General features: G+C 58.9%; 11 protein-coding genes. 4 read left to right on the top strand and 7 right to left on the bottom strand.

Annotated elements, in window-relative coordinates; genetic code table 11:
* Positions 1-12: 12 nt before the first annotated feature.
* Positions 13-882 (bottom strand): carboxylate/amino acid/amine transporter, encoded by an 870-nt coding sequence (locus WD429_RS00560; RefSeq protein WP_368420216.1) that lies wholly within the window; start codon positions 880-882, stop codon positions 13-15.
* Between the two features lie 178 nt (positions 883-1060).
* Between WD429_RS00560 and WD429_RS00555 the strand changes: the two genes are divergently transcribed.
* Positions 1061-2458 (top strand): MATE family efflux transporter, encoded by a 1398-nt coding sequence (locus WD429_RS00555; protein WP_368420215.1) that lies wholly within the window; start codon positions 1061-1063, stop codon positions 2456-2458.
* 6 nt (positions 2459-2464) lie between these two features.
* Here the strand turns inward: WD429_RS00555 and WD429_RS00550 are convergent, their stop codons facing one another.
* Positions 2465-3475 carry a GGDEF domain-containing protein gene (locus WD429_RS00550; RefSeq protein ID WP_368420214.1) on the bottom strand — a complete coding sequence of 337 codons (1011 nt, stop codon included), beginning with the start codon at positions 3473-3475 and terminating at the stop codon, positions 2465-2467.
* Positions 3476-3753: 278 nt separating this feature from the next.
* Between WD429_RS00550 and WD429_RS00545 the strand changes: the two genes are divergently transcribed.
* Entirely contained in the window at positions 3754-4875 is a 1122-nt protein-coding gene (locus WD429_RS00545; RefSeq protein WP_368420213.1) for an HD-GYP domain-containing protein, read from the top strand.
* 11 nt (positions 4876-4886) lie between these two features.
* Here the strand turns inward: WD429_RS00545 and fghA are convergent, their stop codons facing one another.
* From fghA to WD429_RS00530, 3 genes are all read right to left on the bottom strand, one after another.
* Positions 4887-5732 (bottom strand): S-formylglutathione hydrolase, encoded by an 846-nt coding sequence (gene fghA / locus WD429_RS00540; RefSeq protein WP_368420212.1) that lies wholly within the window; start codon positions 5730-5732, stop codon positions 4887-4889.
* Positions 5733-5761: 29 nt separating this feature from the next.
* Positions 5762-6193, bottom strand: a complete 432-nt coding sequence (locus WD429_RS00535) for a CBS domain-containing protein (RefSeq protein WP_368420211.1) — start codon at positions 6191-6193, stop codon at positions 5762-5764.
* Between the two features lie 104 nt (positions 6194-6297).
* On the bottom strand, positions 6298-7263 hold the full coding sequence (locus WD429_RS00530) for an alpha/beta fold hydrolase (protein WP_368420210.1): 966 nt from the start codon (positions 7261-7263) through the stop codon (positions 6298-6300).
* Between the two features lie 216 nt (positions 7264-7479).
* Between WD429_RS00530 and WD429_RS00525 the strand changes: the two genes are divergently transcribed.
* Together WD429_RS00525 and WD429_RS00520 are read left to right on the top strand one after the other, a co-directional pair.
* Entirely contained in the window at positions 7480-8847 is a 1368-nt protein-coding gene (locus WD429_RS00525) for an alanine/glycine:cation symporter family protein (RefSeq protein WP_368420209.1), read from the top strand.
* Positions 8848-8944: 97 nt separating this feature from the next.
* Positions 8945-9598 (top strand): peroxiredoxin, encoded by a 654-nt coding sequence (locus WD429_RS00520; protein ID WP_368420208.1) that lies wholly within the window; start codon positions 8945-8947, stop codon positions 9596-9598.
* 63 nt (positions 9599-9661) lie between these two features.
* Here WD429_RS00520 and WD429_RS00515 read toward each other — a convergent pair whose 3' ends face one another.
* Entirely contained in the window at positions 9662-10927 is a 1266-nt protein-coding gene (locus tag WD429_RS00515) for a YncE family protein (RefSeq protein ID WP_368420207.1), read from the bottom strand.
* A gap of 166 nt (positions 10928-11093) precedes the next feature.
* Positions 11094-11876, bottom strand: coding sequence for a MetQ/NlpA family ABC transporter substrate-binding protein (locus tag WD429_RS00510; RefSeq protein WP_368420243.1), 783 nt, complete (start codon positions 11874-11876; stop codon positions 11094-11096).
* Positions 11877-12007 lie beyond the last annotated feature (131 nt).

The following is a 12007-nucleotide window of genomic DNA, read 5'->3' as shown; positions in this document are numbered from 1 at the left end:
TGGACAGGTCGCTCACCCGGCCGCAAGATGCGCACGAGGGTGGAAGCGGGCGTTCAGCCACAGTGACACGCCGATAACCGCGCCACCGACCGCCAGCCTCAGCAGGTCCGCATCGCGGTTCCAGATCAGCAGGTTGACCAGCAGGCCCGCAGGCACCAACGCGTTGTTCATGATCGCCAGGGTACCGGCGTCCACATTGCAGGCTCCGCGGTTCCACAGGAACAATCCGGCACCGGACGCGGCCAGCCCAAGCCAGGCCAGAACGCCCCACTGCAACCCCGTCTCGGGCAACCGGCTGCTGTCGCCGAAAATCAGGAAGGAGGGCAGCGCAATAATCAGGGCACCAAAGAAGAAGTAGCCAAAGGTCCGGAACGCGGGTACATCAGACGGGTAATGTTTCATCACATGCTTGTAGCCCACCTGGCCGGCGGCGAAGGTGAAATTGGCGACCTGCAGCAACAGGAACCCGGTGATGAAATCCTGGCTCAGTCCATCGTAGCGGATAATGCCTGCACCGAGAGTCGCCACGGCGGCCGCCACCAGGGCGACCGGCGAGAACCGGCGGTAAAGCGCATCGTCGATCAGGGTGACGTACAGTGGTGTGAAGATGGTGAACAACAGCACCTCGGGCACGGACAGGTAGCTGAACGAGCGATACAGGCACAAATAGGTGATACCGAACTGCAGCATGCCGGTTACCAGTATCCCCAGCTTCTGGCCCGAAGCCACCCCGCGCCAGCGGGTAAACGGTAAAAACACCAGGGCCGCCAGCAGCACCCGGGTCAGCACTGCAAAATCGCTGTCTACCTGACCGGCCAGAAACTCGCCAATCAGGCTGAAGGAAAATGCCCAGAGAACGGTCACAAAAGCCAGAAAACCCATAACATGCACACCGGTTGCAGATAAAGCCGGCACTTTACCGCTTCCGTCCACAGGCTGTACAGCCAGGCTATTGACCATACTGGAAAAGCACGATGCCAGCACCGGCCGCGATCAGGTACCATGCGCCCTTTCATCGGTTATCCAGACCGCTCTTTCTGACCAAGGCAAGCGCCCGCCCATGGACGACATTCATCAGCCGCTCCCGGCGACCCGACAACCGCTGATCCAGCGCACGTTGACCGAGTGGAAAACACTGGCCCTGCTCGGTGGCCCGATTCTGGTTGCCCAGGTGGCACAGATGTCCAATGGGGTTATTGATACCGTGATGGCCGGCCACGCCAGCGCCGAAGATCTGGCCGCCGTGGGCATCGGCAGCAGCCTGTGGATGCCCCTGTTCCTGTTTTTCATGGGCCTGCTGGGAGCGTTACAACCCATCATCTCCGGCTACAACGGGGCCCGCACCACGGACAAGATCATGCCCGCAACCTGGCAGGGGCTGTACATCGCCGCGATTGGCTCGGTAGTCATGATCCTGTTATTGACCCACGTGCACCCTGTGTTGGCCGTATTTAACCTGGAGCCCCGTACCGCCGGCATTACCCAGGGCTACCTGGACGCGTTTGCCTGGGGTGTGCCCGCGCTGCTGCTGATGACCGCGTTGCGGGGGCTGACCGATGGCCTGGGCCACACCCGTGTGATCATGGCGTTCTCAGTACTGAGCACGCTTATCAACTTGCCGCTGAACTACATCTTCATTTACGGCAAGCTCGGGCTGCCCGCCATGGGGGGCGTGGGTTGCGGCTGGGCCACCTCGTTGTCCAACGGTACGGCGGCGATTGCCCTGCTGGTGTACCTCAACCGCAGCGCGGTCTACCGGCGCTTTCATCTGTTAGCGGACTGGGCAAAACCCGACCTGGCCGGGATTCGCTACGTGCTGAAAATTGGTATTCCTATTGGTTTCACCATTTTCGTGGAGGCCAGTATGTTTTCGGTGATCGCCCTGTTCCTTGCACCGTTGGGGCCGGTGGTGGTGGCTGGTCACCAGATAGCCCTTAATGTGGTTTCCCTACTGTTCATGCTTCCGCTGAGCATCGGCATGGCGCTGACCCTGCGGGTGAGCTTTCTGATTGGCGCGGGCACCCCGGATACCGCCCGGCTGATCTCCCGCAGCTCGCTGATTCTGGCCTCGGCCGTGGCGCTGGTCTTTGCCATTCTGCTGTTCGTGTTCGCGGGTGGCATCGCCGCGCTCTATTCCAGCGATGCCGCGGTCCGTGAGGTAACCGTCAGCCTGCTGGTGTTTGCGGCGTTTTTCCAGATAGCGGATGTCATCCAGGTCACTTGCATCAGCGCGCTGCGGGGTTACAAAGACACCGGCATTCCCATGCTGATCATGCTGTTTTCGTTCTGGGGTGTGGGCTTGCCGTTGGGCTACGTGCTGACGTTTACGGACTGGATTCTGCCGGCGATGGGCGCGGCGGGATTCTGGGTGGGGCTGACCGGCGGGCTGGCCTCGGCCAGCGTTTTACTGGGCATCAGGCTGTTTCTCTATGCACCGGAGCCTGCCCGCCACCGCTGACCGTCGTCAGACCACCCCCTCAGCGGGCACTTTTTTTGCGGCAGGCTCGGAGAAAACCACCTTGTCACGGCCGGTTTCCTTGGCCTGATAGAGCGCTGCATCCGCCCGGCCCAGCCAGGCATCCACGGCTTCACCGGGCTGCAGTATGGCAATGCCAAAAGACACCGTGATGGGGCCGCCCGGCGCGTGCATGTACTTACGCAAAACCTGCTGCAGGTTGTGAATCACCGCCCGCAGACTCGTTTCATCCACCCCCGGCAAAAGCAGAACAAACTCCTCGCCGCCGTAGCGGAACAGCTGATCCGTCTTGCGGGTGTTCTGCTCGATCATCGCCACCAGTTCGGACAACACCTGGTCACCCACAACGTGCCCATAGGTGTCGTTGACCGCCTTGAAATGATCGATATCCAGCAACGCCAGGCCATAGGGTGCGCGATTCCGGTCCGCGCTATAGATGGCCAACTGCAGCTCCTCGTCCATGGAGCGCCGGTTTTTCACGCCCGTCAGTGGGTCAATGGTCGCCAGGTGCTCGAGGCGACGGCGCTGATCCGCGTTTCGGTAGGCGAACACGCAGGCGCAGGCGCTGACCACAAGGGCGGTCGCGGCGAATGACCACATCTGCAGATCCGAGCTGAACGCCACACCGTGAATCATCAACGTGACCACCGCTGCAACATTGATGAGCGTTGCAATTTTCGGGTTGGTCAGAAAGAAGGAGGTCACCAGGCAGGGATAAAGCCAGAACAAACCCGGCTCGCCGACAACCGCACCCACTGCAACCGCACCGCCACAGGCCACAATCGCCAGCAACAACCCACTGCGCCGGGTATCACCGGTTATCCAGGCGTATGCCAGGCCACTGATTATTGCCAGCAGGATAGAGGTATCCACAATGCCCGCCACCACATTACCCTGCAAAAATCGCATAACCGCGAACGGAGTGATCCCCAGAATTGCACTGGCACCCAGCAACGTCATGATGGACAGCCGGAAATCGGTTTTCAGGCGATAGAGCATGTGGCGTCCGTTTGGTGATTGTCTTTTCTGGCCAAAATCTTGCCTCGTCAATGTTTCATTAGACGATGGTATTAATAGCAACCTAGGATAGCCCAAGACACTTGAGCGTTCGCTATGCAGCAACGAAATTTTACAAAATACAGGTCGCAGATCCATTTTTGTGACGTCATTAACGGACATTCAGTATCATATGACGTCCGCCATCGCAGCTTATGGAGTTGAACCTCAGTTCAGAGTTAGACTCGTGCGTTGCAAAAACAACAAACAGGAAACCATCCGTGTCGAATCTTGTTCGTATCGCACCCGGGGCACTCGTTATAGGGCGACCGCTGCCCTGGACCGTCTTTGATGCTGACGGCACAGTGCTGTTGCGCCAGGGCTATGTGATTCATAGCAACATGCAACTTGAACAGCTTTTCGATCGTGGACTGTTTCACCCTCGCACCATTGAACGCGCCCACGAGGATGTGCCGGACGACACCCGCCAGTTAAACCCATTCGCGGAATACCCCACCCTTCTTCAGACGCTGGAATCCACACTGAAAGCCATTACGGCCAGTGACGAAAGTTCGTTAAAACGCCTGCTCGGTCTGACCCGGATGATCGAACGCACCTGTGAAGAAGCGCCAGAGGCCAGCCTTGCCCTGGTACACCTGTATGCCATTGAGCCCACCATCCATGAGCAGATTCTGTTCTACGGCATACTGTGCCACACCATCGGGCAGGCCTTTGGTCTGGACCGGGCCCGCACCAGTGTGCTAACCAGCGCTGCGCTGGTCGCCAACCTCGCACTGGTACCGGTGGCCAACCAGCTTAACGCCTCCCGAAAAATTTTAAGCGACGAGCAACGGGCGGTGATCCGTAAACATCCTCAGCGTAGCGTGCAGGCCCTTCACGACGCTGGCATCCGTCACAAAACGATGTTTGAAATCATCGCCCAGCACCACGAGCAGGCGGACGGATCAGGTTACCCGAAGGGGCTTAGCGGTCATGGCATTCGGGCAGAGGCAGAAATTCTGGCCATGGCGGAACGGTATGTGGCGATGATCACCAAACGCGCCTACCGCAACCGGATGAACATTACGGAGGCCCGCAAGCTGATTGCCAACCTGGCGGATGGCAAGTTCCGCCCGGCCATTCCCCGGGCCCTGCTCGGCATTCTCACGGACTACCCACCGGGCATACTGGTGCGCCTGGTCAACAATGAAGTGGGAGTGATTGCCGGCAGACCGGTTCGCCACCGCGGCCCTTTTGTGAAAGCGATCATCGGGCCCAGGGGTAACCGTTACAGCGGGACATTCGAGCGGGATTGCAGTGAACCGGAGTTTGGCATACTGGCACTCGAGCAACCTGAAATCATGCCTTCCATGGACTTCAGCCTGCTTTGGGGGTTTCGCTAGCGTCTCAATCCTTATCTGAGGCCCAGCGCCGCCGCGTGGTGATCCAGATGGTCGTCAATAAATGAGGCAATAAAGAAGTAGCTGTGGTCGTAGCCCCGATGCATTCTCAGGTTGATGGAGTGGTGCGCCTTTTCACAGGCATCCGCCAGGGCTTCCGGGTTCAGCTGAGTCTCGAGGAATTCATCACCAGTACCCTGATCGATCAGTAGCGGAAGTCGCTCCCGCGCTGTCGGGATCAGCAGTGCCGCATCCCACGCTTCCCACTGGCTTCGGTCATCGCCCAGATAACCAGTGAACGCCTTCTGCCCCCAGGGGCATGCCGTGGGATTGGCAATCGGCGCAAACGCGGACACGGAGGCGTAACGCCCCGGGTTTTTCAGCGCACAGATCAGAGCACCGTGCCCCCCCATGGAGTGACCACTGACCGACCGTTGGTCCGTCACTGGCAGTTCCGCCTCAACCAACTGTGGCAATTCCTTCACCACATAATCGTGCATCTGGTAATGAGGTGCCCAAGGCTGTTCGGTGGCGTTGATGTAGAAGCCGGCACCGGTGCCGAAATCATAGCTTTCATCTTCTCCGGGCAAACCAAGGCCGCGCGGGCTGGTATCCGGGCAGACAATGGCCATGCCGAGCTCGGCCGCGTGCTTCAGGGCACCTGCTTTTTGCATGAAGTTCTGGTCCGTGCAGGTCAGCCCTGACAACCAGTACAGCACAGGCACTGGCTGCGGGTTGTTTCCCACCGCAGCGGGCGGCAGGAATACGGCAAACTCCATGTCACAGGTCAGGGTTGCCGAGGTATGGCGATAACGGCGGTGTTCGCCCTCAAAGCAGACGTTGGTGGATAGCAGTTCCATGGTGTCCTCGGGTTGGTTCGTAACGCGGATCAGTCTTCCGCTCCAGCGAACTTGGGCAGTTCAATGCCACAACCTGATCTGGCCAGTTCCGCCAGGATGGCTGTGCGGGTCACTATACCAACCAGGCGGCCATGATCCACCACCGGGTAGACCTTGGGCTTGCCGGCCCCGAGGTTCTGCGCGAGATCCACCATGGCCATTTCCGGCGAGATGGTCACCGGATCACGGAACATGACGTCGTCAACGATGGGATCGCCTTCACAATGATAATTGCTGACCAGCAGGGCGTGTATGCAATCCTGCTCCGAAATGAACCCGATCACCCGCCGGTGATCATCCACCACCGGCAGGCCACTCACGTGATTCTGCAAAAGCACTTTCACCACACGGGTCAGCTGCGTACCGCAGCGGATGGGATCAATGTGATTCCACATAACATCAGACGCTTTCAAAGAACGCATGGCCAGTTCTCCCTGCCGATGGTCATCCAACGCAGCGTGACACAATCGCCACGCCTTTCTATTAACATAGGCAATGGCGGCGGAAATGAAAACAACAGCTGTGGTTAATTGCCTGACGACGAAGGCTGCATCACAGACAGGCTGGTTTCCGCAAAGCGTTCCAGCAGCGGCTCCGGCAGGTCATGACCCATGCCGTCAATCAATTCAAGGCGGGCATGGGGAATCAGGTGTTTCAGTTGCTCCGCCGCCACCGGTCGTACCAGGGGATCGGCTTTGCCATGAATGATCGCCGTCGGCACCCGGATCCGTCGGCTCAGGGCTGACAGGCTGCCGGTTGCCAGAATCGCACGGGTCTGGCGCAAAATACCCGCAGGGTGATAACCGCGCCGATAATCCCGGACCAGCCGGTCTCGCACGTCATTTTCCCGGGGCGGGAACGCCGGGCTCTGAATCAGTTTCCAGAAATCCAGCGAGCGGGCAACCACCGCCGCTTCGTCATGCCCTTTGGCACCAATGCCCGCCAACCGCCAGATCAGTTTGGTTTTTGGCATCGGCAGCCGCGGACTGTTGGTGGAGGTCATGATCAGGGTGGCGCTGCGCACCCGTTCGGGCCACAACGAAGCCACCACCTGACTGATCATGCCACCCATGGACACACCCACCAGATGAGCACTCGATAGCTCCAACGCGTCCATCACCCCCACCGCGTCCGCTGCCATGTCACGCAGGGTATAGGGAGCCGGGATCGGCAGCCCGACCCGGGACCGGGCCATCATGGCCACCGGGTGGCCCTCAAGCCGGTCTTTCAGGCGCGAGGACAGGCCAATATCGCGGTTGTCGAAGCGAATAACGTGGTACCCCTCGTCGGCATAACGGTCCAGCAAGGCTTCTGGCCACAACGTCATCTGCGCACCCAGACCCATGATAAACAGGACTGGCTCGCCCTGCGGATCGCCCCGGGTTTCCACACAGAACGACAGGCCGTTCGCGTCAACAAAACGGCTGTTAACAGGGCTTGAGCCTGACGTTGCGGTATCCGGCGTGACCGGGGTGGTGGCAGTCTGGGTCATCTGGCGTCCTCATGAACGGTAGTCGAAGAATGGGTTTACAGTACCGCAAACACCGGAAAATCCAATCACCGTACTGACGCAAAGGTCTACGGCACCGGCAAATTCCCCATACAAACGGTTTACAGATTCAAATAGCTGACTAAACTCAATCAGTTATACCCTCAATTGGGGTAGCCAACCATAACCACTGCCTTTGGCAGAATTCAGGGAGCGCCCATGGAAGCCATCGAAAGCTTTGTAGGTACGATAAACGGACTGGTCTGGGGCCCACCCATGCTGGTTATGATCCTCGGTGTGGGGCTTTTCCTCAGCCTCGGTCTGAAGCTGATGCCGATTCTCAAGCTCGGTGCCGGTTTCCGGCTGATGTGGAAAGGCCGCTCCGCCTCCGGCGCGGAAAGCGAGGGTGAAATACCGCCGTTCCAGGCGCTGATGACCGCCCTGTCCGCAACCGTCGGCACCGGCAATATTGCCGGCGTGGCCACCGCTGTCTTCCTCGGCGGCCCCGGTGCCCTGTTCTGGATGTGGCTGACGGCGCTGGTCGGCATGGCCACCAAATACTCCGAAGCGGTTCTCGCGGTTCGTTTCCGCGAAGTGGACGAACGTGGTGCCCATGTCGGTGGCCCGATGTACTACATCCGCAATGGCCTGGGCGGCAAGTGGGCCTGGCTCGGTGTACTGTTCGCGATCTTCGCCGCCGTTGCCGGCTTTGGCATCGGCAATACGGTACAGGCCAATTCGGTCGCTGACGTATTGAATGTCAACTTTGGCCTACCCCACTGGCTGACGGGCGTCATTCTCATGGTGCTGGTCGGCATGGTGCTGATTGGTGGCATCAAGCGTATCGGCCAGGTCGCCAGCTCGCTGGTACCGTTGATGGCCGTGTCTTACGTCTTTGTTGGTCTGATTGCCCTGGCGGTCAACGCCGATCAGATTCCGTCAGCCTTCGCCCTGGTTTTCGAGCATGCGTTCAGCCCGGTTGCTGCTGAAGGCGGCTTTGCCGGCGCGGCTGTCTGGGCGGCTATTCGTTTTGGTGTTGCCCGCGGCATCTTCTCTAACGAAGCCGGCCTCGGTTCCGCACCCATCGCCCACGCCGCCGCCCAGACCAAAAGCCCGGTGACTCAAGGCATGGTCGCCATGCTCGGTACGTTCATTGATACCATCATCGTGTGTAGCATCACCGGCTTGGTAATCATCACGTCCGGTGCCTGGACTTCAGGCGAAACCGGAGCCGCGCTGACGTCACTCGCGTTCGAGGATGGCCTGCCGGGCTTTGGTAACTATGTGGTGGCGATTTCCCTGGCGATTTTCGCCTTCACCACCATTCTGGGGTGGTCATTCTACGGTGAACGCTGCGTGGAATTTCTGTTCGGCGTGAAGGCCATCGTGCCCTATCGGGTATTCTGGATTCTGGCCATTCCGGTGGGTGCCACCATCAACCTCGGGTTCATCTGGCTGGTGGCCGATACGCTCAACGCCATGATGGCCTTGCCGAACCTGATTGCGTTGCTGTTGTTGAGCCCGGTGGTGTTCAAACTGACCCGCGAGCATTTCGACAAAGAGAAGGCGCTGGGCATCAATCACTGAAACAGCGGATGAGGTGAATCAAGGCCTTGCATTCACCTCATCCGTCACCACAGAGTATCGTAGAGACTTGCAAAATCACGTCAAAGGAGAGAACGCCATGAGTTTACGTCTTGGGGATACCGCACCGGATTTTGAACAGGATTCCAGCGAAGGCACCATTCGCTTCCACGAATGGCTCGGTGACGGCTGGGGTGTGCTGTTCTCTCACCCTGCGGACTTCACCCCAGTGTGCACCACCGAGCTGGGCCTGACCGCCAAACTGAAAGACGAGTTTGCCAAGCGCGGCGTCAAGGCCATTGCCCTCAGTGTTGACCCGGTCGACTCGCACAAAGAGTGGATCAAAGATATCAACGAGACACAGGGCTGCGCGGTAAACTTCCCGATCATCGCCGATCATGACCGGAAAGTGGCGGACCTGTACGACATGGTCCACCCCAACGCCAACGACACCCTGACCGTGCGTTCGCTGTTCGTGATTGACCCGAACAAGAAAGTCCGGCTGACGATCACCTACCCGGCCAGCACCGGTCGTAATTTCAACGAAGTGCTGCGGGTGATCGACTCACTTCAGCTTACCGACGAGCACAAGGTGGCAACCCCGGGCAACTGGGAACGCGGTGGCGACGTCGTGATTGTGCCGTCCCTGCAGGACGAGGACGAGATCAAGCAGCGCTTCCCAAAGGGCTACACAGCGGTAAAATCCTACCTGCGGATGACACCAGACCCGAAAGCCAACTGGAGCGGTGACTGAGCACCTGCTCGCGATTACCAGCATCCGCAAAGAAAAGGCCGGGCAAATGCCCGGCCTTTTTACTTACCAGTCCCTCGGCACCCGGCCCTCGCGAATGCGTTGGGGATGATCGCCAACGTCCACCCGGACAATCTCGGTGGCGGTTTCAATATCAATCACCGACATCTGATCCGTGCCGCTCCAGGAAATGTAACAGCGGTCGCCGGCTTCGTTGGACGTGACCCAGTAGGGCTTCTCGCCCAGGCCGGTGAGAATGTCGTGATTGAACGTCTCGCGATCCACAATGGCCACGTAGTCGCTCATGGTTCCGGCCACGCACAGGGTGTCACCGCTGCCATTCATGGCAATGCCGTGGTGGGCAGAATCGTTAATGTACGCCTCCCGCGGCACATCGGGAATCAGGTTGGGCAGCTCCGCCAGGCGGGTCACGCGGTCCTCCTCCATGTCGTACTCGATAAAGCCATGGAGAAAGGACAACTGGAAGTAAAAGAACCGCTCATCGGGGGTGTGAGCCATGGGCCGGATAGCCGGGCTCAGATCACTGTAACCGGCCGCCTCCAGCTTATCCTTGAGGTCAAACCGCTTGATGACTTCAAGGCTCTCCGCGTCCACCACCTGGAACAGCCGCTCGCCTTTGGTAAATTCCATCAGATCCTGATCCAGCGGCGTGAACACATAGCCGATACTGGCGTGGTAGATGCGCTTGCCATCCTCGGAATAGAGGTTTTCGTGAGGTGAATTTCCGGTCGGAAAGCCGCCGACTTCCTCGCCGGTTTCCACGTCCAGCACATGCACAACATTGCCGGTAGAGGCCGATACTGCCACCCGGGTGCCATCCGGCGACAAGGCCATATGGTCAGAGCGGTAGCCATCCACCTCAAAACGCCAGACAATGTCGCCGCTGGCAATCTCAATACCGACAACGTCGGCAAAACTGGGGCGGGACACCACCAGCAAGCGACCATCCGGGGTGCTGTACATGTCATCCACGAACTGGTCGTTACCCTCGCCGATAAACAGGCGAACGGCCTGGAAAAATACCAGTCGTACCGGATTGAAAAGAATCTCGGTCATCCGTTGGCTCTTGTCGGGAATGCCGTTGATGCGACCAACCTTGTCGTAGGTCTGCGCATCAATGACGTCGATGGTGCCGTCCCAATTATTGCCAACGAAGATGACCGGGCGGGTTTTGCCGGGGTTGGTGTCCCTGGCGTCCGGCCCCAGACCGAACAGGCCGGCCTGGGCCGGCGACGCCAGCGCAAACACAGCAAGCAGCAAAATAGGGGCGAACAGCCGGAGCCATGCCCGGACAGAGGCGGTCAGTGTCATCGTCATGTTCCTTGCGATTGTTGTTACATCCGAGAACACTTGTACACCTAAGGAACGGCAGGGCTCTATGACATCGTTGACACCTACAACGTCATTTCGGCCAAGCGGGAAATAAAAAAGGCCGGATCCCAACGGAACCCGGCCTTTTTTTCAGTCTCAGTAAAGATCAGAAGGCAGGAACGACCGCACCTTCGTACTTCTCCATAATGAACTCCTTCACCGCGTCGGACTGCAGCGCGGCCGCCAGCTTCTGCATGGCCTCGCTGTCCTTGTTGTCCGGACGGGCAACCAGAATGTTGACGTAAGGTGACTTGGAGCCTTCAATCACCAGCGCGTCTTCAGACGGGTTCAGGCCTGCTTCCAGCGCGTAGTTGGTGTTGATCAGCGCCACATCCACCTGCCCAAGGATGCGTGGCAGGGTAGCCGCTTCCAGTTCCTTGAAGTCGAGGTCTTTCGGGTTATCGGCAATGTCACGCGGCGTTGCGGTGATCTTGCTTTCGTCCTTCAGGGTAATCAGACCCGCATCCTGCAGCAGCAGCAACGCACGGCCGCCGTTGGTGGGGTCGTTGGGAATCGCGATCACCGCGCCTTCCTCCAGGTCATCCAGTGACCCAATGCGGTTGGAGTAGGCACCGAAAGGCTCAACGTGAATACCGGCAACCGTCACCAGTTCCGTGCCACGCTCGCTGTTGAATTCATCCAGATACGGCTGGTGCTGGAAGAAGTTGGCGTCCATCCCCTTCTGGTCCACCTGAACGTTTGGCTGGATGTAGTCGGTGAACACCTTCACTTCCAGCTCAACGCCTTGTTCCGCCAGTGCCGGCTTCACGAATTCCAGAATTTCGGCGTGAGGCACGGGCGTGGCTGCTACGGACAGTTTTTCCGCGGAAGCTGCGGAAGAGAAAGTTGCTACGGCGGCCACGGCCACCAGGGTTTTCTTGAAGTTCATCATACGTTCTCCTGTTGTTACTCGATTCAATCTGTTTTTGGACGCCTGCACATGGCCCGGGCCGCTGACGGGAAGGTTCTCCCGAAAACGTGGAGCGCCATGGATGGCGCGACCGAGCCCTACAGGGATGT

The sequence above is a fragment of the Marinobacter sp. genome (assembly GCF_040904845.1).
In the GTDB taxonomy this organism is placed as follows: domain Bacteria; phylum Pseudomonadota; class Gammaproteobacteria; order Pseudomonadales; family Oleiphilaceae; genus Marinobacter.
This window is presented reverse-complemented; position numbering and strand designations above follow the sequence as displayed.

What these genes read in the sequence shown, in the direction of transcription:
- WD429_RS00560 (WP_368420216.1), bottom strand. Translation starts at nt 882, where the DNA reads ATGGGTTTTCTGGCTTTTGTGACCGTTCTCTGGGCATTTTCCTTCAGC.
- WD429_RS00555 (WP_368420215.1), top strand. Translation starts at nt 1,061, where the DNA reads ATGGACGACATTCATCAGCCGCTCCCGGCGACCCGACAACCGCTGATC.
- WD429_RS00550 (WP_368420214.1), bottom strand. Translation starts at nt 3,475, where the DNA reads ATGCTCTATCGCCTGAAAACCGATTTCCGGCTGTCCATCATGACGTTG.
- fghA (WP_368420212.1), bottom strand. Translation starts at nt 5,732, where the DNA reads ATGGAACTGCTATCCACCAACGTCTGCTTTGAGGGCGAACACCGCCGT.
- WD429_RS00535 (WP_368420211.1), bottom strand. Translation starts at nt 6,193, where the DNA reads ATGCGTTCTTTGAAAGCGTCTGATGTTATGTGGAATCACATTGATCCC.
- WD429_RS00530 (WP_368420210.1), bottom strand. Translation starts at nt 7,263, where the DNA reads ATGACCCAGACTGCCACCACCCCGGTCACGCCGGATACCGCAACGTCA.
- WD429_RS00525 (WP_368420209.1), top strand. Translation starts at nt 7,480, where the DNA reads ATGGAAGCCATCGAAAGCTTTGTAGGTACGATAAACGGACTGGTCTGG.
- WD429_RS00520 (WP_368420208.1), top strand. Translation starts at nt 8,945, where the DNA reads ATGAGTTTACGTCTTGGGGATACCGCACCGGATTTTGAACAGGATTCC.
- WD429_RS00515 (WP_368420207.1), bottom strand. Translation starts at nt 10,927, where the DNA reads ATGACACTGACCGCCTCTGTCCGGGCATGGCTCCGGCTGTTCGCCCCT.
- WD429_RS00510 (WP_368420243.1), bottom strand. Translation starts at nt 11,876, where the DNA reads ATGAACTTCAAGAAAACCCTGGTGGCCGTGGCCGCCGTAGCAACTTTC.